This window comes from Lacisediminihabitans sp. FW035 (assembly GCF_054880895.1).
Window position 1 is genome coordinate 280,385 of the sequence record NZ_CM142187.1, and the last position, 22,796, is coordinate 303,180.

Sequence of the window (22,796 nt, forward strand, 5' to 3'; positions counted from 1 at the left end):
ATCGCGGTATCCGACCAATTAGTTAGGGATGTGACGAACGCTCGTGAGTGCTTTCCTGCTCTTCGTGCTCCTCGGGCTCGGGGCCGGGTCGGTGTACGCACTGCTCGGACTCGGCCTGGTGTTGAAATACCGCTCGACCGGCGTGATCGACTTCGCTCACGGCGCCGTGGCCATGTTCAGCGCGTACGTGTTCGTCAACCTGCGATCCACGGGAGTTCTCGAACTCCCGTGGATCGTGCTCCCGCATGAGATTCAACTCACCCCCGGGCAGACTCCGATGGACCTCGGTCCCGCGCTCGTGATCACGCTGGTGTACGGCACAGGGCTCGGACTGCTGCTCTTCCTCGGGGTGTACCGTCCGCTGCTGCGCGCGGCACCTCTCACCAAGGTCTGCGCCTCGGTCGGCGTGATGCTCTACCTGCAGGCCGTGGCCGTGCTCAATTTCGGCACCACCTCCCTCGCCACCTCCCCGATCCTTCCGAGTACTCCCCTCCGAGTCGCCGGGATCGCCTTCCCCTCGGACCGGCTCTACCTCGCCGGCATCGTCGTCGTCGTCGCGACGGCGCTGCTGGTCGTCTACCGCTTCACGAAATTCGGCCTCGCCACCCGGGCGAGTGCCGAGAATGAGACCGGTGCCGCGCTCATCGGGATATCCCCGACCGCGATCGCGGGCCGCAACTGGGTGATCGCGAGCCTGATCGCCACCGGATCCGGCATCCTCATCACTCCGATCTCCTCGCTCGACCCGACCTCGTACACGCTGTTCGTGGTGCCTGCCCTCGGGGCCGCTTTGATCGGCCGGTTCCAGTCGTTCTGGTGGACGGCGGGGGCAGGCCTCGGCCTCGGCATCGTGCAGTCAGAGCTCATCAAGCTCCAGACCATCTGGACCTGGCTCCCGCAGCAGGGGCTCTCCGACGGACTGCCCTTCGTGATCATCCTCGTCACCATGACGATCAGCGCAAGGCGCCTCGGAGCCCGTGGCAGTTCGGGCAGCTGGCGCAATCCCAAACTCGGGCGACCATCGCGCCCACTGCTCACCTCGATCATCACCTTCGCCGTTGGATTGGTCATCCTCGTCGCCCTCCAGGGGTCGCTACGCGCCGCCTTCATGTCGTCGATCATCACCGCCTGCATCTGCCTCTCGCTTGTGCTGCTGAGCGGGTTCATCGGCCAGGTCTCTCTCGCCCAGATGTCGTTCGTGGGAGTAGGCGCGTTCATCCTCAGTCACCTCAGCGGCGATCTCGGCATCCCCTTCCCGTTCTCGCTGATCCTCGGTGCGCTGCTGGTCGTGCCGCTCGGAATCTTGATCGGGCTTCCCGCCCTCCGGGTGCGCGGCGTCAGCCTCGCGGTGGTGACCCTTGCCGCCGCCGCCGCGATGGACGCTCTCGTCTTCAGCAATGTCGGGTTCTCCGGCGGTCTGGGCGGCAGGAAGGTCGCTCCGCCGTCGCTGTTCGGCCTGAACCTCGGCATCTCGAACGGCACCGTGTACCCGACGATCACGTTCGGGGCGCTGCTCCTGGTGATCGTCGTCTTCATCGGCTACTGCGTCGCCCGGCTGCGCAACTCGGCCACCGGGCGGATGATGATCGCGGTGCGGTCCAACGAGCGCGCGGCCGCCTATGTCGGCATCCGGGTCGCCCCGCTCAAGCTCTACGCCTTCGCGCTCTCGTCGTTCATCGCCGGTATCGGTGGAGGGCTGCTCGCTTTCCAGCAGGGCACCGTCTCGTCGTCGTCGTTCGCGGTGTTCTCGTCGTTGAGCGTGCTCGCAATCACCTATGTCGCGGGCATCGGGCGCATCGCCGGCGCCGTGATCGCCGGCCTCATGTTCGCCTCCGACGGGTTTTTCGTCTCGTTCCTCGACAACGTGCTGCACATCGGCCAGTACCAGATGATCGTCGCCGGCATCGCGCTGGCCGTCACCGCGATCGCCAACCCCAACGGGGTGGCGAGCGAACTCGCGGGGGAGAAGGGCCTCGCTCGTCGCTTCGTGAAACTGCGGGATCGCGTCTTCCCGGTGAAGACTGTGCGGCCCTTCGTGCCGGCGCCCGTGCTCGCCTCAGGGAAGGCCGGAAAATGACACGGGGACGCACCCGCGACATCGGCCTCACCGAGGCCCGGGCGCTCGTGCAGCGGGCCATCGACAAGGCCGAACAGCTCGGACTCCGCGGGGGGATCGCCGTGGTCGGGGCCAGCGGCGCTCTCGTCACGACCTCACGGCTCGACCGTGGAGGCGCGGGAGGGATGGCGCGCGCGAGGTCGAAAGCGTGGATCTCGGCGACCCAGCAGGTGCCGAGCGCCGAACATCTCACCCGCATGAACTTCGTCTCAGCTCCGGTGGAGCAGGGCTTCAAGACGGCATCGCCGGAGGCGCTGTTCCCGGGGGCTGGGGGCATGCCCGTCTTCGATGGCGACGAGGTGATCGCGGGAATCGCCGCATCCGGGGCGACCGTCAGTCCGTTCTTCCCATCCGGGATCGCGCCGGAGAATATGATCGCCGAGGGGCGCCCGGCGAACCCGGAAGACCTCCTCATCCACTACGCGCTCGGCCTGCCGTACGTGGGCCAGCACGGTGACGACTACGCGCGCTGGGCGCGGTCCTTCGGCGACTTTCCGGCGGATGCTCCCACAGGCCTCGGCATGACCGAGGCGCCGCCGGCATCCGCCCAGTTCGAGCACGACTGGGCGGTGAGGCTGTCGGATGCCGTGATGGCCGAGGCGACCCGGCGCGGCCTACGGGTGGCCGTCGCTCTCGTCGACCACCGTGGCGACCCGATCCAGCAGGACGTGATGGATGGCGCCGCGACCGCCGCCGCCTTCGTCTCGCTCGCGCTCGCCGCGACCGCAGCGACCTTCCAGGCGCCGACCGAGACCCTCGCCGAGCACTATGGCAATCTCGCGGTGCTGACCCAGCTGGGTGCCGCGCTGCCGTTTGCCGTACTCGCCTCACCCGGCGGGATCCCGCTCGAGGAAGACGGCCGGGTGGTCGGCGGGCTCGGCGTCGCCGGGGTCGCACCGAAGGTGTGTGCCGCGATCGCCATGGCGGCGGTCGCGGGGATGGCATGACGAACGTCTGCGTCGTCGGTGTCGGCGCCATCGGAAGCCTCTTCGCTGCGCACCTCGCCCAACTCGATGACGTGACGGTCTGGGCATTCGACGTCTCGGCCGCCCAGGTCGACGCGATCACCCGTGACGGGCTCGAGCTCACGGGAGAGGCGCGACTGAGATCGACCGTCCGCGCGCACGTCGATCCCGCCGGAATCCCGCCCTGCGAGTTCGGCATCGTCGCGGTGAAGTCCGAATACACCCGCTCCGCCCTCGCCGCCACCGCCGGGATCTTCGCGGATGCCGCGGTCGCGAGCGTGCAGAACGGCATCGGCAACGAAGAGATCATCGCCGAGTTCGTGCCGAGGGTCATCCGCGGAACGACTCTCGCGGCCGGGGCGCTGACCGCGCCGGGGGTCGTGCGCTTCGACGCAACCGGGGGCACCTGGCTCGGCCCCTTCGAGCCGAAGCCCGCTTCGATGGCCGAAGTCTCAGCGTTGGCGGAGATGCTCGACCGTTCCGGGATGACCACTCGGGCCATGGCCGACGCGCGCGGCGCCCAGTGGACCAAGCTCGTCTTCAACGCGGCGGGTAACGCTCTCGGGGCGATGACCGGCCTGAGCGTCGGCCAGCTCGGAGATGACCCTTCGCTTCGACCGATCGTCGATGCGCTGATCGACGAGGGAGAGCGTGTGGCCGCGGCCCTCGGGATCACCCTCGACAGCGATCCGCGTGCCATGATCGACGACGCCGTGGCGAACGCCTACGGGCATCGGGCCAGCATGCTTCAGGATGTCGCCGCCCGCCGCCACACCGAGATCGATGTGTTGAACGGGGGTATCGTGGCCGCGGGACGGGCGGTCGGAGTCCCGACGCCTCTGCACGAGACCATGGTGGCGGTCATCCGGGGAATCGAGAGGTCGTGGCTCGGCGATCCAGCACACGGCAGAGGGAGTCGTCATGAGTGATCTGACAGCGGGCAATCGCGCCATCATCGAGCATTTCGCGCGGCTCTTCTACACCGAACGGGATGTGCCGGCCGCGTTCAGCCGATTTGTCGCCATGGACTATGTCCAGCACAATCCCGGGATCGGTGACGGCCGGGAGGCGGCGATCGCCTTCCTCGCCCCGATGTTCTCGGCCGACGGCGCGAGCTTCGAGGTGCAGCGGATCGTGGTGGACGGCGACCTCGCCGCGATCCACCTGCGGGCGCAGCCCCCGGGCCGCCCGGAGCTCGCAGTGGCCGATTTCTACCGGCTCGCCGACGGCCTGATCGTGGAGCACTGGGATGTGCTGCAGCCGGTGCCGGAGTCCACCACCGGTGGCCACGGGATGTTCTGAGCCGAGGTCAGCGGAATCGCAGCGCCTCCCCAGACGGGGCAGCCAGCACCCGCGCACGGTTCGGGCCGCGGTTGTCGCTGCCGACGCCCCGGCAGCACCGCCGCCGATGACGAGCCGATCGACAGCCGTCAGAGTTCGGTGGAGATTCCTCGCTCGAGGGGGGTGAACTCGGTGCCCTCCGGAGTGAAATTGCGGATCATCGAGTGCGGCATCCCGAGATCCGCCCAGGCGGCCTCATGAATCGGCAGGACCACGCGGGGGGCGATCGCTCGCAGGTAGCCGATCGCCTCACCCAGCTTGATCCAGGGGCCGCTGATCGGCAGGGCGAGCACGTCCACCGGCACCTCCGGCAGCTCGAAGGAGTCTCCCGGGTGGAAAAAGGCTCCGTCGTCGAGGAGATACGCCACATTGGCACTGCCGGGGAAGTTCTCGAAGACCGGTGCGTGGGATTCCCCGATCACCTCGATGATCGTGCCACCTGCTTCGATGCGATCCCCCTGCCCCACCGCTCGCGCGGGCAGGGAATCGGCGCTCTCGGGGTCGGCGAGCACGATCGCGCCGGGGTTGTGAGCGAGGAGTTCGGTCACACGCGGAAGGTCGAGGTGGTCGTCGTGATTGTGGGTGATCAGCACGGCATCGAGGTCTCGAAGGCCTTCGAATCCGGTCGACAGGGTGCCGGGATCGATCAGGATGCGCGCCCTCGCCGTTTCGACGAGCACGCAGGCATGGCCGTAGTGGGTGATTCTCATTGCTTCCTCTCATCGACGCGAAACACGCGGAGCTGCAGGGCAAGGGTGGAGTAGTAGCCGACCAGAGTCGAGAGCTCGACGAGGGTCGTGCGCGAGAGAACCGCCGCCGCTTGTGTCCAGGCCGTGTCGTCGACATCGCCGCGCGTCATGGCGTGCACGACGCGCACGACCGCGAGCTCCCTCGGCGAGGTAAGGTCGGGTATTCCGCCGCGTCTCACGGAGTCGAGTTCAGACTCGGTGAGGCCGGCGGCGCGGCCGACGGCCTCATGGGCCTCACGTTCGAAGCCGCTGCCCCACTGCGCGGCGACGACCAGGATGGAGAGCTCGCGTTCGCGGTCCGACAGATTGGTCTCGTAGCGCACCGCCGCACCCAGCGCCTGGAGAGATCGCGAGATCCCGGGGGCGAAGAGGAACGCGTTGAACGGGCCGTTGAGCGAGCCGTCCTCGGCGGTCAGTGCGAAGTGCTGCGGCCGGTGGGCGCGGGGACCCTCGGTGATCTCCCGGTAGAGCGCCCGCTGTTCGTCGTCGAGGTCTGCGGGACGAAGGCGCGGCAGCCTCACAGCGCCTTGAGCCTCATGCTGATGTCGGCTGCAGTCTCGCGGATCTGGGTGAGCAGCGGACCCCGCAGCGACTCGACGTCGTGCCGAGACGACGACACCGCGATGTTGATCGCGGCGACCGGCACCGTCTCGCGCCCATAGACCGGCACGGACACGGAGCGAAGGCCCTGCGCCAGTTCCTGGTCCTGGATGGAATAGCCCTGCTCACGGATGGTGGCGAGCCGGGCATCCAACTGCTCTCGCGAGGTCACCGCGTTGGGTCCCGCGCCGCCGAGGAAGGAGTGCGACCCGATGCGGGCGTCGAGTTCGGTCTCGGTGAGGAAGGCGAGCAGCAGTTTGCCCATCGAGGTGTAGACGGCGGGCAGCGTGGATCCCACCTGCACGTTCGCGGTGACGAGGTCGGCGTTGCGCAGCCGGGCGAGGTAGAGCACCTGGTCATTGATGAGGATGCCCAGGTTCACGGTCTCGCCCGTGGCCTCGGCGAGGTGCCGCAGCGGGCGTTCACTCACCTGCACAAGGCTCGACCCGCGAAGGGCGGCGGAGCCGAGCGTGAGCACCGAGACCCCGGGCTGCAGGTCGCCATCGGCGGTGCGATCGAGGAAGCCGTCTTCCTCGAGCGTCGACACGATCCGGAATGCGGTGGGCATCGGGATCCCGGTGCGGTCGCAGATCTCCCGCAACCGTAGCGACACGGTGTTCTCGTCGAAGAGTTTCAGCACCTGGAGCCCTTTTGCGAGAGACTCGATGCGGTACTGGTTGCCGGACTTGCCTGCGGAGGCTGAGTCGTCGTCGACCACCGGATCCCCTTTCTCGCTCCTGACAGACGGCACATGAAAGAGAGTTTCGTCTGTTGAAAGTAGCCTACCGCGGAGAGAGTTCGGCGGCAAGCTGCCCCTCCCGGGCCCGACGTGCCTCCTCGAGGGCGATGGCCTCGAACTGTTGCGCTGCCGGCGTGAGTGGGCGCACCAGGGTACAGAGGATGATCGTGGCCGGCTCGATGTCGACGATGGGCACGAAGGCGAGGTCGTCGCGGCGGTAATGCGTGGCGGCCGAAGCGGCGGCGATATTCACGCCAACCCCCGCCGCGCAGAGCTCGAGCAGGCCATCGATGTCGTCGGCCACCGGACCCCGCCGTGGTCGACTGCCGTCCGGACGCGGGTCGACGAGCCACCAGTCGACGGCGACCGCATCGCCTCCGGATGCCGCCACGAAGGTCTCTTCGGAGGTTTCGGCGATGCCGATCGACTCACGACCGGCCAGCCGATGGCGGGACGACACGACCAGCACGCGGGGTTCGGTCCACAGCGTGGTCGAGCGGATGCGCGCCGGGTCGGCGGCGAGCGGGCCCGGTACGAAGACAGCGTCGACGCGCCCGGCGAGGAGCTCGGTGGGGGCATCGAAGAAGCCGAGCCGGCGCATCTCGAGGCGAAGGGTCGGCATCTGCTGCACGGCGCTCATGATGACGGCGGTCGTGAGCGCTCCGGCGCCGGCCGCCACGACTCCGACCCGGAGCACGCCGTCCTGGCCGATGGCCCGTGCCCGCGCCCAGTCGAGCACGTCGTCATGAGTGTCCCGCACCCGCCGCGCGAGCGGAAGGAGTTCGAGACCGGCCGCCGTCAGGGTGACCCGGCGAGAGTTGCGGTCGAACAGCCGGGCGCCGACATTCTCCTCGAGGCGGGACAGCTGCTGGCTGAGTGAGGGGGACGAGATGTTGAGACGTCGAGCCGCGGCTCCGAAATGGAGCTCGTCGGCGAGAACGCAGAACGATCGCAGGGCATGAACCGGGACATCCATAGGACAAGCCTAACGATGGATAGGCAGGTCGAACTGGATACTTGGCGAAGAAGGTCTGAAAGTAGATGACATCACTAACAAGGAGGTTAGAAAATGACGATCGAGTCACCCCAGACCGATAGTTCCCTCGCACCATTCGCCGGCATCCTTCCCGGAACTCCGGCCCCCTACTTCCTCGAGCAGGGCGAGGGCGAGAAGTCGATAGTCTTCGACACCCTCTTCACGCTCATGCTCACTGGTGACGAGACCCAGGGGCAGTTCGGCGTCTTCACCTGCGAGGGGCCGGCCGGCGACATGATCCCGCCCCATCACCACCCCGATGTGCACGAGATCTTCTATATCGTCGACGGCACCGTGCGGGTGTGGATGGATGACGAGAAGGGCTTCAAGCAGGAGCGCCTGCTCAGGGCCGGCGACTTCGGATTCGTGCCCGCGTTCACCGTGCATGCCTTCAAGATGGAGGGGCCCTCGAAGATCCTGGGAGTGAACACCGGTGGCTTCGAGCGCTTCTTCCACGGCATCGGACAGCCCACCACCGAGGCCACCCTGCCGACCGTGCCCTATATCCCCACCCGAGAGCAGTTCATGACGGCGGGCAAGAAGTACGGCCACGTGTTCCGCCCAGATGTGCGGATGGGGGAGTGAGCGGCGAGGTCCTCAGCGACATCGTCTTCGCCGAGCTTCCGGGCTTCCGACCTCTCACCCTCGACCTCCACCTGCCTTCGGCCTCGCCGGCACCGGTCATCCTGTTCGTGCACGGAGGCGGATGGCGGGTCGGCAGCAGGCGGGTGTTCGGACCGAACTTCACCGCGGCCGAGTCCTTCGGGCGCATCGTCGCTGCCGGGTTCGCCGTGGCATCCGTCGACTACCGGCTGAGCGGGGAGGCGCACTTCCCCGCCCAGGTCGACGACGTGCGGGCCGCGCTGCCGTGGCTCCGCGAGCACGCGTCGGAGCACGGGCTCGACGTCTCACGCATCGTGGTCTGGGGCGAATCGGCCGGCGCGACGATCGGAGCCCTTGTCGCTCTCGAGTCCGACTCGGGGGTGCTCGCCGTCATCGACTGGTACGGGCCATCCGACCTCGTCGCTCTCGCCGAGCGGGCCGATCCGGAGACGCTCTCTCTCACCCGTGAATCGGAATGGCTCGGGGGAACGGCGCTTGAGCTTCCTGCCGCGGCGCGCGCGGCGAGCCCGCTCCACCGCGTGCATGAGTCCGCTCCGCCTTTCCTCATCGCGCACGGTCTCGACGATGCCTTCGTGCCCGTGTCCCAGAGCGAGGCACTCGCGGATGCCCTTCGCGGCGCGGGCGTGCAGGTCGAGTTCACGACGGTTCCGGGAGCGAACCACCTGTGGAACGGCGTCGTGGACACGGCCGCGATCCTCGACCGGGCGCTCGATTTCGCGCAACGGATGACGGGGTCCGACGGAGCCCGAATTGCCTGAGGTGACTGCGCTGTCGGCATCCGCCCTGATCCAGCAGCGGCTGTGGAGCGCGGATCCGGAAGGCTGGGCGCTCTTCAGCGAGCCGCACACGCTGCCGCTGTTCGAGGCCGTGCTCGGTGCGGCCGGGGTCGCTGCCGGCACTGTGCTGCTCGATGTGGCCTGCGGTACCGGGCTGCTGCTGCGACTCGCCGCCGAGCGGGAGGCAACTGTCTCCGGCATCGATGTGTCGGCCGCGATGCTCGGTATCGCGTCCGGGTGGCTGCCGGGCGCCGATCTTCGATTGGGAGACCTGCAGACTCTGCCCTTCGCGGACGCGACATTCGACGTCGTCACCGCCGTGAACGCCTTCCCATTCGCGCAGGACCCGGTCGCCGCGATCGCCGATTCGGCGAGAACGCTCCGCCCCGACGGCAGGCTGGTGATCGGCATGTTCGCGGAACCCGAACGCTCACAGTCCACGGCGATCCACGACGCGATGACCCGGCTGAGCCCGCCCGAACGCTCCGCCGACCACCAGCCGTACGCACTGTCGGCACCGGGCAACCTCGAGGCGGCGCTCGGGGCCGCCGGGCTGGTCGAGCTCGACCGCGGCGAAGTCGAATGCACCTGGAGCTACGAGACCACCGCGGATGCCGTGCGCGGCCTGCGCGGCTCGGGCGGGGGAACGCGAGCGGTCGAAGACGTCGGCGCGCAGGCGGTCGGGGCCGCGATCGAGGCCGCGCTCGTGCCGTTCACCGACCCGACCACGGGCCGGATCGCCATGGTCAACACCTTCCGCTGGCTGTCGGCGGTGCGCCCGTGACCACAAACCGGGGGCTGCACCACATCGGCTATTGGGTGGACGACCTGGACGCCGCGATGGCCCAGGCGACCGCGCTCCTCGGTGTCGGCCCGTTTCGGGTGATCGAGCACGTCGATCTCGGGCTGTTCCGATTCGACGGCGAGCCCGCGGTACTCGACCACAGTGCGGCCTTCGCTCAGTGGGGGCCGGTCATCCTCGAGCTGAACCTGGCCCATGACATCCAGCCGCCGTCCCTTCGAACGGCGCTCGGCGTTGCTCCCGGCGCGGTCAGCCATACTTCGTGGCGGACGACGGACCTCACGACCGAGACCGCGCATCTCGAATCGGCGGGCTGCGCCCTGCTCACCACCTCGGTCGGCGGCGCGGTGGCCAACTGGTTCGGCGGCGGTCCGCTCTTCGGGCATCCGATCGAGATCCACCAACCGACCGCCGGCGTGCTCGGCATGTGGGCTTCCCTCGGCGACGGAAGCATCTACGGAGCGACGATATGACGATTCTTGGACTCTCGGCGGGCAATCGCGGCGGCAGCGCAGAGATCCTGCTCAAGGCCTCCCTGAAGGCGGCCGAAGAAGCCGGCGCCACCGTGGAGATGGTACGCATCGACGACCTCGAACTCAGCCAAGGGCCGACGGCTGGCAGCGATGACGGCGCCTGGTTCTGGGATCGGCTGATGGAGAGCGACGGCCTCATCGTCTCGACGCCGATCTATTCGCGCACCGTTCCCGGCAAGCTCCGGTTGCTCGGCGACAAGATCTCCGGTCCCCAGGCCGACGCCGCCTTCACCTCTGAACTGTTGCGGATGCGCGCAGCCGGCGAGGACATCCCGCTGCAGTTCGCGATCGACGAGCGCGTGCTGCGGCCCCGGGTCGGCGGGTTCATCGCCGTCGGCGGATCGATCCCCGCGTACTGGAAGACGCTCGCCCTTCCTCTGATGCACACGCTGACCGCCTCCATGCAGCTGGCCGTCGTTGACCAGGTGCAGTTCGCCGGCGCCGGCAGCCCGTCGTCGATCGTGCTGGATGGGGCCGCGCTCGAGCGGGCGGCGCAGCTCGGCCGAAGCGTCGCGCGCCAACTCGGCCGCACCTACGACGACGCGGAATATGTGGGCGATCCGGGGGTCTGCCCGGTCTGCCACCTTTCCGTGATCGCGATCGTGCCGGAGGGTGTGGAGTGCGCGAGCTGCGGCGCCCGAGGTGAGTTCGTGGTCACTGGTGACGCCGTCTCGGTGGAGTTCTCCGCAGCCGGACGGGATCAGTCCGTGCTGTCGATGGTCGAGAAACTCGACCACTTTCGCGAGGTGCAGCACACCGCGGCGACGCACGCCGGCCTGCGCGGCGAGATCGATGCCCGGGCGGGCGAGTGGGCGGCCTGGGATCGCTCGGTCTCGCCGCGAAGCTAGCGGTCCTGCAGGCGGGGTCACACGCTGCACCTCCGCGTGCGGTGAGCACCTCCGCGTGCGGTGAGTGGCGAGAAGTACACCTTTAGGGGCGTCATCCGCGTGTTCTTCTCGCCAGTGAGCGCGCACTCCAGAGTGCGCCGCGTCGGACCCGGACTCGCACCCCCGGCGTCCCCTCTGCAGGAGCCAGCTGATGCATTACTCCGGCGACCGTCAAGAGGTCCGGCCCTCTCGCCACCAAGCCGGCGGGGCGTCGAATCTCGCGGAGTCTGTCCGGGGCAACGGCGCCCGTGAGTGGCGAGAAAAGCATGCTCCCGCTGCCAAAGAGGATGTCATTCTCGCCAGTGAGCGCACACTCCGCGCGCACGAAACGGCCTCACACCCGGCGCGCTGCCACCCGGTGCAGGCCTATGCGACGGGGAAGCGCGACCTAGCCGCGCCCCTGCTTCGCGTAGGGATTGAGCAGCTGCTCGGCGGTGTCGGGGTGGATCCCTTCCTCCGTCGCGGTGGGGGCATCGGCGGGCGGGAACGACTCCGTCATCGACATCGGCATGGCCCCGTTGCGGTAGATGCTGTTCGATCCGCTCGCGGGCGTCCACTCGTTGGGAGTCCAGTCGGGCACGTAGTTGCGGTAGCCGCCGGTGTTCACCTCGATGCGCATCGTGCTGGGGTCGCGGAAGTAAAGGAAGTTCTGCTCGCCGATGCCATGGATGGATGGCCCGTACTCGATGTCCACGCCGTTCTCCATGAGCACATCCGCCGCCTGCAGGAGGTCTTCCCGAGTGTCGACCCAGAAGGCGAAGTGGTTGATGCGACCGGCCGTCGACGACCCGTCGAACACCACCCCGAGGTCGTGGGACTTCTCATTGGTGGTGAGCACGCCGAAGACGGTCAGTGGTGCCTCATCCAGAGTCGTGTACGCCATGATCCGGAATCCGAGGATGTCGTTGTACCACTCGCAGAACGCCCGCACGTCGGGGGCGGCCACGGTGAGGTGATCGAGCTGGCGCGGCGCGACGGCATGACGGCTGCGGCGCTCCGGCCGGTCGGGGAAGATCGAGGCGAACTCGCCCTCGCCGTGGAAACGCTCGACCTCCCAGTAGAGCTCCATGGTGTGGCCGAACGGGCCGACGAAGGTGTAGGAGCGCCCGCGGTGGAAGTTGCGGTCGGTCCAGACGCCGGTGATGCCCGCCGCCTCGATGCGCTTCGCCGCCTCATCCAGCGCCTCGTCACTCGACGTGCGCCAGGCCATGACCGCGAGGGCCGGCTGAGCCCCCTCGGAGAGCACGACGCTGTAGTCGTAGTAGTCGCCCCAGGCGCGGAGGTAGACCTTGCCGCCCTCGCGGCCGAAGACACGAAGCCCGACCTGTTCCTCATAGAACTTCACAGATGCCTCGAGGTCGGGGGCGGTGATCTCGATGTGGGCGAGATGGGAGAGCAGCTTGATCATCGTTGATCCTTCGGTGAGGGGGCGGTCGTTCGCCGGAGCTTCCACTGTCGGGCAGCCCTGGGGTATCAGGCAAGACGAAACTGTTGATGCAGGGTATAAGCGACACCTATGCCCGATGCTGTGGCTAGAGTGACGCCATGAACCTCGAAGGACTCGTCATCGTCGTCACCGGCGCCGCGCGCGGGCAGGGCGCAGCCGAAGCCACCCTGCTCGCCTCCCTCGGGGCGACCGTCGTCGCTGCGGACCTTGCCTTGCCGGACGACGGGCCGCTGGACGCGGACCTCGATCGCCGCATCCTCGATGTCTCGAGCGATGCGTCCTGGCGGGAGCTCGCCGGCGGCATCGCGCAGCGGTACGGCATCGTGCACGGTCTCGTGAATAACGCCGGGATCACCTGGCGCGCGAGGATCCTCGACATCGAGGCGCAGGATCTCGCGCGAGTCTTCGCGGTCAATGTGACCGGCGCGACCCTCGGCATCCGCCATCTCGCCCCCCTCATGACGGCGGGAGGGTCGATCGTGAACGTCGGATCCGCGGCCGCGGTGACGGCCCACTACGCCGTCGCGTACGGCGCGAGCAAGTGGGCGCTTCGCGGGGTGACGAAGACGGCGGCGATGGAACTCGGCCCGCTCGGCATCCGCGTCAACCTGGTGAACCCCGGCTACATCGAGACACCGATGACGGCGAGCGCCTCACCCGCCTTCCGGGCGGCGAACATCGCGGCGACTCCGCTCGGGCGGGTGGGATCGGTGGATGACGTCGCTCCGCTCGTGGCCTTCCTGCTCGGTGACGGCGCGCGTTTCATCACCGGGGCGGAGATCCCGGTCGATGGAGGACTCACCGGCCATGGCGGGGGAAAGGCGATCTCCGACGCACTGCGCGAGATATAGATCGCGGTTATCCGCAACATAAACAAGTTCATCTTCTCTGATACCCCTCGTCGGGCGAGAGTAGACGCACCCCGCTCACCGACGAGTGCGGCGGCGAATGGAGACACGAACCGTGCCCGAACTTTCTGCAGCAGGCATCCGAGCGGTGCCGTTCTCGCTCGTGCGCTTTCGCACCGTCGACAGCCCCCCGGTGGCCGGACTCCTGGTCGATGGCCGGATCCTGCCGCTCGCCGAGACGATCAACGAACTCCTCGCCGTCTGGGAGGCGAGCTTCGCCCGTCTGGTCGCGCTCGCCGAGGCCAGCGACGGCTGGCTGGACGCCTCGAGCGTCACCCTCGTGGCGCCGGTCGAACCACGCCAGGTGATCCAGGCCGGAGCCAACTACCGTACGCATGTGATCGAACTCGCGATGTCCCACCGGCCGGAGAGCGATCCGCGCTCCGAGGATGAAGCGCGAGCGGAGATCGCGCTCATGATGGACACGCGGGCGAGCTCAGGAATCCCCTACTTCTTCATCGGGCTGCCGACCGTCGTCGTCGGCGACAACGTCGACCTCGTACTGCCCGCCTATAGCGACCGCCACGACTGGGAGCTGGAACTGACCGTCGTGATCGGCGCCGAGGCGTTCCAGGTCAGCCCGGCCGACGCGCGCAGGCACATCGCCGGCTACACGATCGTGAACGACATCAGCACGCGGGACCTCATCTTCCGCCGGGACATGCCGGAGATCGGCACCGATTGGTTCCGCGGCAAGAACGCTCCAGGCTTCCTTCCCACCGGGCCGGAGCTGGTGCCGGCCGCCTTCGTCGACGACCCGGAGAATCTGCGCATCACCCTGACGCTGAATGGCGAGACGATGCAGGATGCGCTCACCAACGACCTGCTGTTCGGCATCGACGCCCTGGTCTCCGCCGCATCCCACACCACCCGCCTCTATCCCGGGGACCTCCTGCTCACGGGAAGCCCCGCCGGCAACGGCCAGGCCATCGGCCGCTTCCTGACGGACGGGGATGTGATGGTCGGCTCGATCACGGGTCTCGGCTCCCAGACAGTGCGGTGCGTCGCCGAGGTGACACGGTGACCGACGCGATCACCGTCGACTCCCTCGATAGGGCCGACCCGGAAGGTGCGGTCGCCCGCGCCGTCGCCCTCTACGGGAACTGGGGCAGGTGGGGCGAGGACGACGTGCTCGGCACGGTCAATTTCATCGACGAGGCCAAGCGGCTCGAGGCCGCTCGCCTCGTGCAGCGTGGCGTGAGCTTCTCGCTCTCCCAGAGTTTCGACATGAACGGACCCCAGCTCGGCTGGCGTCGACGCACCAACCCGGTGCACACGATGCTCGATACCGGGGTGGATGCCGAGCGCGGCAATCAGGGCTTCCCGCACGGCATCGGCGGTGCGGATGACGTGATCGCGATGCCGCTGCAGTGCTCGACCCAGTGGGACGGCCTCGGTCATATCTTCGACCACGGCAGGGCGTGGAACGGACGGCCGAGCGGCGACGTAGTCACCAGCGAGGGCGACCTCGTGACGGGCATCGAGCACATGGCTCCGCACCTCGTCGGGCGCGGTGTGCTGCTCGATATCGGCCGCTTCCTGCGTGACGACGGGGAGCTTCCGGATGCCTACGCGATCACGACCGAGGAGCTCGTCGGCTGCATTGCGGCCCAGGGTACGTCGTCGACGGTCGGCCGAGGCGACATCGTGCTTGTGCGCACCGGCCGACTCAGCCGCGCTCGTCGCGAGGGCTGGAACGGCTACGCGGGCGGGCCATCCGCCGGGCTCTCCTTCACGACGGTCGGCTGGCTGCACGACACCGAGATCGCCGCGATCGCGACCGACACCTGGGGCTTCGAGGTGCGGCCGAACGAGTTCGACGATGCCTTCCAGCCTCTGCACCAGGTGGTGATCCCCAACCTCGGCCTCACGATCGGCGAGATGTGGGATCTCGACGCGCTCGCCGAGGATTGCGCCACCGACGGCCGCTACGACTTCTTCCTGACTGCTCCGCCGCTGCCGATCACCGGTGCCGTCGGATCCCCCGTCAACCCTTTGGCTATCAAGTAGAAACGAGCAACACCATGAGCGCAGTGCAGCGCGTAGCCATCGCGGGCGGCGGTTTCGCCGGCGCGGCGGCGGCGATCATCCTTGCCGAGTCCGGCGTCGACGTAGACGTCTTCGAGGAGAAGCCGAGCCTGAGTGCTCTCGGGTCTGGCATCACCCTGCAGGGAAACGCACTGAGGGTGCTGCGGCAGCTGGGGGTGTGGGATGCCGTGCGGCGGCAGTCGTACTCCTTCGACATGCTGGGCCTGCGTGCACCGGACCCCGCCGCCACTCTGATCGCCGAGTTTCCGGATCAGCGCACCGGCGGCCCTGACCTGCCAGCGACCGCCGGGATGTATCGTCCCGACCTCGCCCGTATTCTCATCGACCGCGCGACCGCGGTTGGCGCGAACGTGCAGTTCGGTGCGAAAGTCACCGCGTTCGAGGCTTCGTCCGATGGCGTGACCGTGACGCTCGACGGGGCAGACGGCGGCCACTACGATCTACTGATCGGCGCGGATGGGATTCACTCCGGTGTTCGCTCGCTGATGGGGATCGCGCTCCAGCCTCGGCACATCGGCGCGGGTATCTGGCGGGCCTTCGTCGACCGCCCGGCATCGGTCACCCACACCGATCTCTTCTACGGCGGACCGTCGCTCATCGCCGGATACTGCCCGACCGGTGAGGATTCGATGTATGCGTACATCGTCGAGCGTGAGCAGGACCGCTCAGGAGTGACGCCAGAAGAAGGCGTCGCCATCATGAAGGAACTCGCCTCCGCCTACCACGGTCCCTGGGACGATGTGCGGGCGAACCTCACGACATCGTCCAGGGTCAACTACACCTGGTTCACCGAGCATGTCGTCGATGGCGCCTGGAACAGAGGGCCGGTCGTGCTCATCGGTGACGCGGCCCACAGCTGCCCACCCACCATCGCGCAGGGTGCTGCGCAGGCGCTCGAGGATGCCGCCGTGCTCAGCGAGCTCCTCCTCTCGACGACTACTCTCGGACACGTCTGGGCTCCCTTCCACGAACGTCGGGTGGAGCGCGCGACCGCCGTCGTGAAAGCGTCGACCCAGCTTGTGACCTGGCTGCTCGAGAACAACCGTGATGGCGACATCCCCGGCCTGATGAACGGGATCGCCGCGATGGTGAGCGTGCCCGCATGACGGGAGCGATCGACGTGCACGCCCACGTGCTGCTTCCGGGGCTCCAGGCCGCGGTGCAGGCTCGGCAGCCCGCGGGGTTCGCCGCCGCGCAGGCGCTGGACCTGAGGCGCCAGGGCACTCCCTCGACCCGGGCATCCGGGGCCATGATCGGCGCCCGAATCGAGCAGCTGACGGTGCTCGCGCGTCGTCTGGCCGACATGGATGCGGCCGGCGTAGACCAGCAGGTCGTCTCGCCATCCCCCTCGCACTACTACCCCTGGGCGGATGCCGAGCTCGCGGCGTGGATCGCGCGGGAGGCGAACCGGGCCGTCTCGCAGCTCGTCGCCGAAGCCCCCGACCGCCTTCGCGGTCTCGGGCTCGTCCCATTGCAGCATCCCGACCTGGTGGTCGCGGCCCTCGAGGATGCGATGATCGGCAATGGCCTGGCGGGAGTCGAGATCTCGTCGTTCGCCGGGGACGTCGAGCTGTCGGATGAGCGCCTCGAGCCGTTCTGGACGCGGGCCGAACAGCTCGGCGCCGTCATCTTCCTTCACCCCTTCGGATGCTCGCTCGATGAGCGTCTCAACGTCTACTACCTCTCGAACACGGTCGGCCAGCCGGCGGAGAACGCCGTCGCCCTCTCGCATCTCATCTTCTCGGGGGTGCTGGACCGGCACCCGCAGCTCAGGATCGTCGCCGCCCACGGCGGCGGATACCTCCCCACTTTCATCGGCCGATCCGACCACGCCTGGACCGTGCGCCCGGAGGCCCATGAGTGCGCGAACGTGCCTTCGAGCTACCTCTCCCGCATCAGCTTCGACTCGCTCGTGCACACGCCCGAGGCCCTGCGCGCGCTCGTCGCGGCAGTGGGATCCGACCGCGTGGTGCTCGGCTCGGATTTCCCGTTCGACATGGGCGTCGCCGACCCGGTGGAGCGGGTCGAGGCGGCGGGACTCACCCCCGCCGAGGTCGACGCCATCCTTCGGGGCAACGCCGAGCGGTTGTTCGCATGAGGATCGCGCGCTGGCTGCGAAACGGGCACCTCGAGGAGGGGATCGTCACCGACGCCGGCGTGCAGGCGCTCGACGGCATCACGGTGCGCGACCTGTTGCGGATGGGGCTGCCCGCGGCACTCGCGCTCGCCGAGAGGCACGACGGCCCGACGACGCCGCTGGCGCAGGTGACCCTTCTCGCGCCGCTCGAGGTGGCGAGCATCCGTGACTTCGTCGCCTTCGAAGAGCACGTCGAGGGGGTGACGGCGAGCATCGATGGGAAGAGCGAGGTCGTGCCGGAGTGGTACGAATACCCCACCTTCTACTTCACCAATCCGCACTCCGTGATCGCCACGAACGACACGGTCGAACCCCCCGCGACGGAGCGCCTGGACTTCGAGCTCGAGGTCGGTGCGGTGATCGGGGCGGTCGCGGGCAGTGACGGCCGGTCCCTCGACCCCGAGAGCGCGGCGGAGCACATCTTCGGGTACACGATCTTCAATGACTGGTCCGCGCGCGACGTCCAGGGCCGCGAGATGAAGGTGCGCCTTGGGCCGGCGAAGGGCAAGGACTTTGCGACCACCCTCGGCCCCTGGATCGTCACGGCCGACGAGTTCGCCCCCCTCGTGGATGCCGACGGCTTCCTCCCGCTCGTCCTGGAAGTCGAGGTGAACGGAGTGCCGATCGGCACCGACCTGCTGTCCAACATGGGCTGGCCGTTCGGCGACCTCGTGGCCTACGCTTCGCGCAACTCCCGTGTGGTTCCCGGCGACGTGCTCGGGTCGGGCACGGCCGGAAATGGCGGATGCCTCGCCGAGCTCTGGGGACGCAGCGGCACCCTCACCCCGCGACCGCTCGCCGCCGGCGATGAGGTAGTGATGCGGGTCGAAGGCATCGGCGAGATCCGCAACACCGTCGGAGCCGCCGTGCCGGTTCCGTCCATCCGCCCGGCCAGGGTGCGCGATCGCGCACGACGCCGGGCACACCAGTCACCACCCGAAGAGAAGGTAGTAATTCAATGACGAATGATCTCGCCACGGCTTCCCCCCAGGCGTTCCGCAATGAGGCGGCCGTCAACCCGGCCACCGGCCGGGCCGCCGGAAAGCTCCAGGCCACCCTGCTGCTCATCGGCAGTTGTCTCCCGATCCTCGGCGCGGTGCTGCTCGCGCCGATCCTGCCGATCCTGTCGAAGGAGTTCGCATCGACGCCCGGAGCCGCGGCACTCGTGCCCCTCGTGCTCACCATTCCCGCGTTGATGATCGCTATCCTCGCGCCATTCGCCGGGGCGATCGTCGACAAGGTCGGTCGCAAGCGAGTGCTGATCGTCGCGCTGCTCGTCTACGCAGTGTTCGGAACGGCGCCGCTCTGGCTCGACGGCCTCGTGCCGATCGTGCTCAGTCGCGTCGGGGTCGGCATCACCGAGGCCTTCATCATGACCTGCTGCACGACGCTCATCGCCGACTACTTCAGTGGCAACCGGCGCAATCGCTACCTCGGCCTCCAGGCGCTCGTCACCGCTCTCGCTGCGACGGTGTTCTTCGCGGTCGGCGGCGCGCTCGGCGCGAGCGGATGGCGCACCCCGTTCTGGCTCTACTCGGTGAGTCTCGTCGTGGCCATCGCCATGATCTTCGCCATCTGGCCGTCGCGCCAGACCGCGGACGGCTCCGAGAAGGCGGTGACGCGACTCGAGCCGATCCGGTGGCGTGCGCTCCTGCTGCCCACGATCGTCACCGTCTTCGGTGGCATCATCTTCTACACGATGATCGTGGAGCTGCCCTACGTGCTCGCAAGCCTGGGTGTCGCCTCCACCGCGTTCATCGGGGCGGCGGCGGCAATCGCCTCCCTCGCCACCGCGATCAGCGCGTTCGTCTTCCGCTGGGTCGCCCGCTTCGGCGTCGAGGTACTGCTGCCGACGGCGCTCGTGCTCGCTGCACTCGGCATGGGAATCGTCGCAGTCTCGCCGTCGCCCGTCGTCGCGATCATCGGCGCGGTCGTCACCAGCTTCGGAACGGGACTCCTGCTGCCTACCCTGCTCACCTGGGCGATCTCCCGCCTCGATTACGAACAGCGCGGTCGCGGCACCGGGCTCTGGACCGGAGCCATCTTCTTCGGAGAGTTCCTCTGCCCGCTCATTGTCCTTGCCCTCACGGGCGCCGCCGGGAGCCTCGCGGTCGCGATCGGCCTCGTCGGAGCGGTGAGCATCGTGCTGGCGATCGTCGTGGTCGTCGTCTTCGCACGCCAGCCCCAACCGGCCCTGGTGGTGCAGGCTGCCTGAGCGGCTCGCCGGAAAGGTCGCGGTCATCACCGGCACCGCGGGCGGGCAGGGGCGCGCCGCCGCGGTCCTGTTCGCCGCCGAGGGAGCCACAGTGGTCGGGTGCGATCTCGACGCGATCGGCAATGCCGAGACCGCTCGGCTCGCGGGCGCGCGGATGTCGGGGGTCGCGCCGGTCGACCTCACCGACGACGCGCAGGTGCGCGATCTCATCGTGCGCGTGATCGCCGAACATGGCGGCATCGACATCCTCTATGCGAATGCCGGCGCTACCCGGTTCTCGCCGGTGGCCGAGACGAGCTTCGAGGACTGGTCGTGGGTGCTGCGGCACGAGCTCGACATCGTCTTCCTGCCGGTGAAACACGCGTGGCCGCACCTGGTAGCGGCACGCGGCAGCGTCATCCTCGTCGGCTCCACCGCCGGGGTTTCCGGGTCGGTCACGAACACCCGCATCGCGCACACCGCGACGAAAGGCGGGGTGATCGCGATGACGAACCAGCTTGCCGCCGAGGGAGCCCCGCACGGGGTACGGGTGAACTGCGTGAGCCCCGGGATGATCCGCACCCCGGCGACCGAGGGCGATCTGCTCGCCGCCGATTCGTCCATGCGTGACATCGCTCGCGCCATCCCCTTGGGGCGCATCGGTCGGCCGGAGGAGGTCGCGACCTGCGCTCTCTTCCTTGCAAGCGACGATGCGTCGTATGTAACCGGCGCCAACCTCATGGTCGATGGTGGTTGGTCGGCTGTACTACCCGGAGGAGTTTCATGATCACCCTGATGTCCGCCATCCGTCGTCGCCCCGGCCTCAGCCGCGAGCAGTTCTTCGCCTACCTCCACGATGTGCACGGCGAGATCGCGACGCGCAATCCGCTGCAGCTGAGCGGCTACGTGCAGAACTATGTCGTGGACTCGATCACCGGTGACACCGCGCAGTTCTCGCGCACGATCAACGATCGCGATGCCGTGATCGAGCTTCGCTTCGAGGGGATGCCGCAGCTCGGGGCAACAATGGGCGCCGACTACACCCGCGAGGTGGTCGGTCCCGACGGGCGCAATTTCTCCGACTTGCCGAGCGCCATCGCGGTGCTCACCGACGATGTCGGCTCCGGAGGTGGCACCGCCGAAACGAAGACCTTCACGTTCCTCTACGCGGCCGAGGGCATCCGGCACGAGGCGTTCCTGGCCTCTTGGCGCGCGGTTCGTGATCGGCCCCTGCCGATCGGCGCGACCGCGGTCACCTTCCACGAGCGCAAGCCGGAGGGCGAGGAATTGTTGAGGTACTTCGGCGGCGCCGGGATGCCCGAACCCGCCGGCGTCGTCAGCCTCCGCTTCGACACCTCCGCGGGTGCCCTGGATGCCGCAAGGGACTTCGTGCTCGCGCCGGATTCCGACCCCGCGATGATGACGACTCTGCTCACCCGCGAGGTGGTCGTCTTCGCGAAGAACTGAGGCTCCGCGTCAGCGGAGCCTCAGTTCTTTTAGGCGCTCGGGGCGATGTTGTTGTTGATGCGGAACACGTTCTGCGGGTCGTACCGGTCCTTCACCATCCGAAGCCGGCGGTAGACCGCGGGGGAGTACGCGGTCTCGACATCAGCCACCTCGTCGGCGGACAGGAAGTTCGGGTAGGACACCATCGAGCTGTAGGAGGACATCACCTCGGCCGCACCCTTCGTCCACGCCTTCTGCTGGGCGTCGTCCTTCGCATCGGACCAGAGCGACAGCACCTGGAACGACCACTCCTCGTTGCGGTGACCGATGGCCGAGTGCGACTCGTCGGCCACCGCGTACTGGGTATGGTGCCCGAGCGGGGCGCAGATGATCTGCGTGAGCGGCTCGGTCACGGTCTCGGCGATGCCCACGATGTCATCGATCGCCGCGTCGGAGAGCTCGGTCATGAACCCGCCCTTGAAATAGTCGCGCTTGCCGGCCGGGGCGCCCTTGTCGGTGATCTGCTGAAGCTCGGCGTACGGCATGGGTCGCACGAGGTCGACGATGGGGGTGCCGAGCGCCTCGAGGGGCGCGAGCCCCCTGGCCGCGTCGGCCTGGTCGCCGGCCCACAGCACGATGGTCGCCGCGACTACCTTCCCGCGATACTCCTCCGGCACGAAGGGAGCAGGCGGTGCCGTGATGAAGGCGAGTCCGCCACAGAGTTCCTTCGGCGCGGCCATCATGATGTCCCGATAGGCGGCGAGCACCTCCCGCCCGCGTTCGAGCGGGTAGAACCGCTGCCCGGCGAGCACAATCGGCCCGAGCGGCCTGAGCTGGAAGCGGAATTCGGTGACCACACCGAAGTTCCCGCCGCCGCCACGCAGCGCCCAGAGGAGGTCCGGGTCGTCGTCGGAGTCGACGATCGCGCCCTCCGCGGTGACGACGCGCACGCCGATGAGGCTGTCCGAAGTGAGGCCCATGGCGCGCTCGAGCCAGCCGCTGCCGCTGCCGATCGTCAGGCCCGCGACGCCGGTGCCGGAGATGCGCCCTCCGGTGACGGCGAGTCCGTGCTCGCCCGTGACGGCGTCGAACTCCTTCCAGGTGAGGCCGCTTCCGCAGGTGATGGTCTTCCTCTCGTCGTCGATCTCGACGTGCTGCAGCTCGCGGCAGTCGATGACGAGGCCGTCGTCGACGCTGCCGAAGCCGGGGGCGGAGTGACCGCCGGCGCGGATGGCGAGCGGGAGGTCGAATTCGCGGGCGATCCGGATGCCGGCCGCGACATCCGCGTCGTTCCGAACCCGGAGGATCGCGAGCGGCCGCTTGTCGATCATTCCGTTGAAGCCGGCGCGGATCTCGTCGTAGTCGGAGTCGGACGGCACGACGACGCGGCCGGTGACGGTGGCCTGCAGGGCTGCAGGGTCGAACAGGGTGTTCTGAAGCATGGGTC

24 protein-coding genes are annotated in these 22,796 nt (G+C 68.3%); 18 read left to right on the forward strand and 6 right to left on the reverse strand.

What is annotated here, in order from left to right; translation table 11 throughout:
• The first annotated feature begins 43 nt into the window (after nucleotides 1–43).
• From ACVXZ4_RS01360 to ACVXZ4_RS01375, 4 genes are read left to right on the forward strand one after another with little or no spacing between them, the layout of a single operon-like run.
• Entirely contained in the window at nucleotides 44–2,077 is a 2,034-nt protein-coding gene (locus ACVXZ4_RS01360; protein WP_461796465.1) for a branched-chain amino acid ABC transporter permease, read from the forward strand.
• Nucleotides 2,074–3,063 carry a GlcG/HbpS family heme-binding protein gene (locus ACVXZ4_RS01365; protein WP_461796466.1) on the forward strand — a complete coding sequence of 330 codons (990 nt, stop codon included), beginning with the start codon at nucleotides 2,074–2,076 and terminating at the stop codon, nucleotides 3,061–3,063. The genes ACVXZ4_RS01360 and ACVXZ4_RS01365 overlap by 4 nt, the downstream gene beginning before the upstream one ends.
• The gene (locus tag ACVXZ4_RS01370; protein ID WP_461796467.1) at nucleotides 3,060–4,010 is read left to right on the forward strand and encodes a ketopantoate reductase family protein; all 951 of its coding nucleotides are present in this window, start codon (nucleotides 3,060–3,062) and stop codon (nucleotides 4,008–4,010) included. The genes ACVXZ4_RS01365 and ACVXZ4_RS01370 overlap by 4 nt, the downstream gene beginning before the upstream one ends.
• Nucleotides 4,003–4,383: a nuclear transport factor 2 family protein gene (locus tag ACVXZ4_RS01375; RefSeq protein ID WP_461796468.1), complete on the forward strand. Its 381-nt coding sequence runs from the start codon at nucleotides 4,003–4,005 to the stop codon at nucleotides 4,381–4,383. Before ACVXZ4_RS01370 ends, ACVXZ4_RS01375 begins: the two co-directional genes overlap by 8 nt.
• 128 nt (nucleotides 4,384–4,511) lie before the next feature.
• Here the strand turns inward: ACVXZ4_RS01375 and ACVXZ4_RS01380 are convergent, their stop codons facing one another.
• The 4 genes from ACVXZ4_RS01380 to ACVXZ4_RS01395 all read right to left on the reverse strand — a co-directional run bounded on the left by ACVXZ4_RS01380 (nucleotide 4,512) and on the right by ACVXZ4_RS01395 (nucleotide 7,486).
• Complete coding sequence (locus ACVXZ4_RS01380) at nucleotides 4,512–5,132, reverse strand: MBL fold metallo-hydrolase (protein ID WP_461796469.1); 621 nt, start codon at nucleotides 5,130–5,132, stop codon at nucleotides 4,512–4,514.
• Complete coding sequence (locus ACVXZ4_RS01385) at nucleotides 5,129–5,692, reverse strand: carboxymuconolactone decarboxylase family protein (RefSeq protein WP_461796470.1); 564 nt, start codon at nucleotides 5,690–5,692, stop codon at nucleotides 5,129–5,131. Before ACVXZ4_RS01385 ends, ACVXZ4_RS01380 begins: the two co-directional genes overlap by 4 nt.
• The gene (locus tag ACVXZ4_RS01390; RefSeq protein ID WP_461796471.1) at nucleotides 5,689–6,489 is read right to left on the reverse strand and encodes an IclR family transcriptional regulator; all 801 of its coding nucleotides are present in this window, start codon (nucleotides 6,487–6,489) and stop codon (nucleotides 5,689–5,691) included. The genes ACVXZ4_RS01385 and ACVXZ4_RS01390 overlap by 4 nt, the downstream gene beginning before the upstream one ends.
• A gap of 64 nt (nucleotides 6,490–6,553) precedes the next feature.
• Entirely contained in the window at nucleotides 6,554–7,486 is a 933-nt protein-coding gene (locus ACVXZ4_RS01395) for a LysR family transcriptional regulator (RefSeq protein ID WP_461796472.1), read from the reverse strand.
• 93 nt (nucleotides 7,487–7,579) lie between these two features.
• On the opposite strand from ACVXZ4_RS01395, the gene ACVXZ4_RS01400 reads away from it, so the two are divergent.
• Genes ACVXZ4_RS01400 through ACVXZ4_RS01420 form a run of 5 tightly spaced genes read left to right on the forward strand, consistent with a single transcriptional unit; the run spans nucleotide 7,580 to nucleotide 11,129 of the window.
• A complete protein-coding gene (locus tag ACVXZ4_RS01400; protein ID WP_461796473.1) occupies nucleotides 7,580–8,131 on the forward strand; it encodes a quercetin 2,3-dioxygenase in 552 nt (183 codons plus the stop codon).
• Complete coding sequence (locus tag ACVXZ4_RS01405; protein WP_461796474.1) at nucleotides 8,128–8,928, forward strand: alpha/beta hydrolase fold domain-containing protein; 801 nt, start codon at nucleotides 8,128–8,130, stop codon at nucleotides 8,926–8,928. The genes ACVXZ4_RS01400 and ACVXZ4_RS01405 overlap by 4 nt, the downstream gene beginning before the upstream one ends.
• Before the next feature lies 1 nt (nucleotide 8,929).
• Entirely contained in the window at nucleotides 8,930–9,730 is an 801-nt protein-coding gene (locus ACVXZ4_RS01410; RefSeq protein ID WP_461798035.1) for a class I SAM-dependent methyltransferase, read from the forward strand.
• Complete coding sequence (locus ACVXZ4_RS01415) at nucleotides 9,727–10,221, forward strand: VOC family protein (RefSeq protein ID WP_461796475.1); 495 nt, start codon at nucleotides 9,727–9,729, stop codon at nucleotides 10,219–10,221. The genes ACVXZ4_RS01410 and ACVXZ4_RS01415 overlap by 4 nt, the downstream gene beginning before the upstream one ends.
• On the forward strand, nucleotides 10,218–11,129 hold the full coding sequence (locus ACVXZ4_RS01420) for an NAD(P)H-dependent oxidoreductase (protein ID WP_461796476.1): 912 nt from the start codon (nucleotides 10,218–10,220) through the stop codon (nucleotides 11,127–11,129). Before ACVXZ4_RS01415 ends, ACVXZ4_RS01420 begins: the two co-directional genes overlap by 4 nt.
• A gap of 427 nt (nucleotides 11,130–11,556) precedes the next feature.
• On the opposite strand, the gene ACVXZ4_RS01425 is transcribed toward ACVXZ4_RS01420, so the two are convergent.
• Nucleotides 11,557–12,576: a VOC family protein gene (locus ACVXZ4_RS01425; protein ID WP_461796477.1), complete on the reverse strand. Its 1,020-nt coding sequence runs from the start codon at nucleotides 12,574–12,576 to the stop codon at nucleotides 11,557–11,559.
• Nucleotides 12,577–12,713: 137 nt separating this feature from the next.
• Here ACVXZ4_RS01425 and ACVXZ4_RS01430 point away from each other — a divergent pair, with 137 nt between their 5' ends.
• The 9 genes from ACVXZ4_RS01430 (at nucleotide 12,714) to ACVXZ4_RS01470 (ending at nucleotide 21,370) form a co-directional block, all read left to right on the forward strand.
• Entirely contained in the window at nucleotides 12,714–13,466 is a 753-nt protein-coding gene (locus tag ACVXZ4_RS01430) for an SDR family NAD(P)-dependent oxidoreductase (protein ID WP_461796478.1), read from the forward strand.
• A 112-nt stretch (nucleotides 13,467–13,578) separates the two neighbouring features.
• A complete protein-coding gene (locus ACVXZ4_RS01435) occupies nucleotides 13,579–14,547 on the forward strand; it encodes a fumarylacetoacetate hydrolase family protein (protein WP_461796479.1) in 969 nt (322 codons plus the stop codon).
• Nucleotides 14,544–15,533, forward strand: coding sequence for a cyclase family protein (locus tag ACVXZ4_RS01440; RefSeq protein WP_461796480.1), 990 nt, complete (start codon nucleotides 14,544–14,546; stop codon nucleotides 15,531–15,533). Before ACVXZ4_RS01435 ends, ACVXZ4_RS01440 begins: the two co-directional genes overlap by 4 nt.
• A gap of 14 nt (nucleotides 15,534–15,547) precedes the next feature.
• Nucleotides 15,548–16,678 carry an FAD-dependent monooxygenase gene (locus tag ACVXZ4_RS01445; protein WP_461796481.1) on the forward strand — a complete coding sequence of 377 codons (1,131 nt, stop codon included), beginning with the start codon at nucleotides 15,548–15,550 and terminating at the stop codon, nucleotides 16,676–16,678.
• Nucleotides 16,675–17,670 carry an amidohydrolase family protein gene (locus ACVXZ4_RS01450; protein ID WP_461796482.1) on the forward strand — a complete coding sequence of 332 codons (996 nt, stop codon included), beginning with the start codon at nucleotides 16,675–16,677 and terminating at the stop codon, nucleotides 17,668–17,670. Before ACVXZ4_RS01445 ends, ACVXZ4_RS01450 begins: the two co-directional genes overlap by 4 nt.
• Nucleotides 17,667–18,671, forward strand: coding sequence for a fumarylacetoacetate hydrolase family protein (locus ACVXZ4_RS01455; RefSeq protein ID WP_461796483.1), 1,005 nt, complete (start codon nucleotides 17,667–17,669; stop codon nucleotides 18,669–18,671). The genes ACVXZ4_RS01450 and ACVXZ4_RS01455 overlap by 4 nt, the downstream gene beginning before the upstream one ends.
• Nucleotides 18,668–19,924: an MFS transporter gene (locus ACVXZ4_RS01460; protein ID WP_461796484.1), complete on the forward strand. Its 1,257-nt coding sequence runs from the start codon at nucleotides 18,668–18,670 to the stop codon at nucleotides 19,922–19,924. Before ACVXZ4_RS01455 ends, ACVXZ4_RS01460 begins: the two co-directional genes overlap by 4 nt.
• 25 nt (nucleotides 19,925–19,949) lie before the next feature.
• On the forward strand, nucleotides 19,950–20,690 hold the full coding sequence (locus ACVXZ4_RS01465) for an SDR family NAD(P)-dependent oxidoreductase (RefSeq protein WP_461798036.1): 741 nt from the start codon (nucleotides 19,950–19,952) through the stop codon (nucleotides 20,688–20,690).
• Nucleotides 20,687–21,370, forward strand: coding sequence for an EthD domain-containing protein (locus ACVXZ4_RS01470; RefSeq protein ID WP_461796485.1), 684 nt, complete (start codon nucleotides 20,687–20,689; stop codon nucleotides 21,368–21,370). Before ACVXZ4_RS01465 ends, ACVXZ4_RS01470 begins: the two co-directional genes overlap by 4 nt.
• A gap of 29 nt (nucleotides 21,371–21,399) precedes the next feature.
• Here the strand turns inward: ACVXZ4_RS01470 and ACVXZ4_RS01475 are convergent, their stop codons facing one another.
• Entirely contained in the window at nucleotides 21,400–22,791 is a 1,392-nt protein-coding gene (locus ACVXZ4_RS01475) for an FAD-binding oxidoreductase (RefSeq protein ID WP_461796486.1), read from the reverse strand.
• Nucleotides 22,792–22,796 lie beyond the last annotated feature (5 nt).

Excerpts from the sequence above, each read along its gene's own strand:
- ACVXZ4_RS01365 (WP_461796466.1), top strand. The coding sequence starts at position 2,074 with ATGACACGGGGACGCACCCGCGACATCGGCCTCACCGAGGCCCGGGCG.
- ACVXZ4_RS01370 (WP_461796467.1), top strand. The coding sequence starts at position 3,060 with ATGACGAACGTCTGCGTCGTCGGTGTCGGCGCCATCGGAAGCCTCTTC.
- ACVXZ4_RS01375 (WP_461796468.1), top strand. The coding sequence starts at position 4,003 with ATGAGTGATCTGACAGCGGGCAATCGCGCCATCATCGAGCATTTCGCG.
- ACVXZ4_RS01380 (WP_461796469.1), bottom strand. The coding sequence starts at position 5,132 with ATGAGAATCACCCACTACGGCCATGCCTGCGTGCTCGTCGAAACGGCG.
- ACVXZ4_RS01395 (WP_461796472.1), bottom strand. The coding sequence starts at position 7,486 with ATGGATGTCCCGGTTCATGCCCTGCGATCGTTCTGCGTTCTCGCCGAC.
- ACVXZ4_RS01400 (WP_461796473.1), top strand. The coding sequence starts at position 7,580 with ATGACGATCGAGTCACCCCAGACCGATAGTTCCCTCGCACCATTCGCC.
- ACVXZ4_RS01420 (WP_461796476.1), top strand. The coding sequence starts at position 10,218 with ATGACGATTCTTGGACTCTCGGCGGGCAATCGCGGCGGCAGCGCAGAG.
- ACVXZ4_RS01425 (WP_461796477.1), bottom strand. The coding sequence starts at position 12,576 with ATGATCAAGCTGCTCTCCCATCTCGCCCACATCGAGATCACCGCCCCC.
- ACVXZ4_RS01430 (WP_461796478.1), top strand. The coding sequence starts at position 12,714 with ATGAACCTCGAAGGACTCGTCATCGTCGTCACCGGCGCCGCGCGCGGG.
- ACVXZ4_RS01445 (WP_461796481.1), top strand. The coding sequence starts at position 15,548 with ATGAGCGCAGTGCAGCGCGTAGCCATCGCGGGCGGCGGTTTCGCCGGC.
- ACVXZ4_RS01450 (WP_461796482.1), top strand. The coding sequence starts at position 16,675 with ATGACGGGAGCGATCGACGTGCACGCCCACGTGCTGCTTCCGGGGCTC.
- ACVXZ4_RS01455 (WP_461796483.1), top strand. The coding sequence starts at position 17,667 with ATGAGGATCGCGCGCTGGCTGCGAAACGGGCACCTCGAGGAGGGGATC.
- ACVXZ4_RS01460 (WP_461796484.1), top strand. The coding sequence starts at position 18,668 with ATGACGAATGATCTCGCCACGGCTTCCCCCCAGGCGTTCCGCAATGAG.
- ACVXZ4_RS01470 (WP_461796485.1), top strand. The coding sequence starts at position 20,687 with ATGATCACCCTGATGTCCGCCATCCGTCGTCGCCCCGGCCTCAGCCGC.
- ACVXZ4_RS01475 (WP_461796486.1), bottom strand. The coding sequence starts at position 22,791 with ATGCTTCAGAACACCCTGTTCGACCCTGCAGCCCTGCAGGCCACCGTC.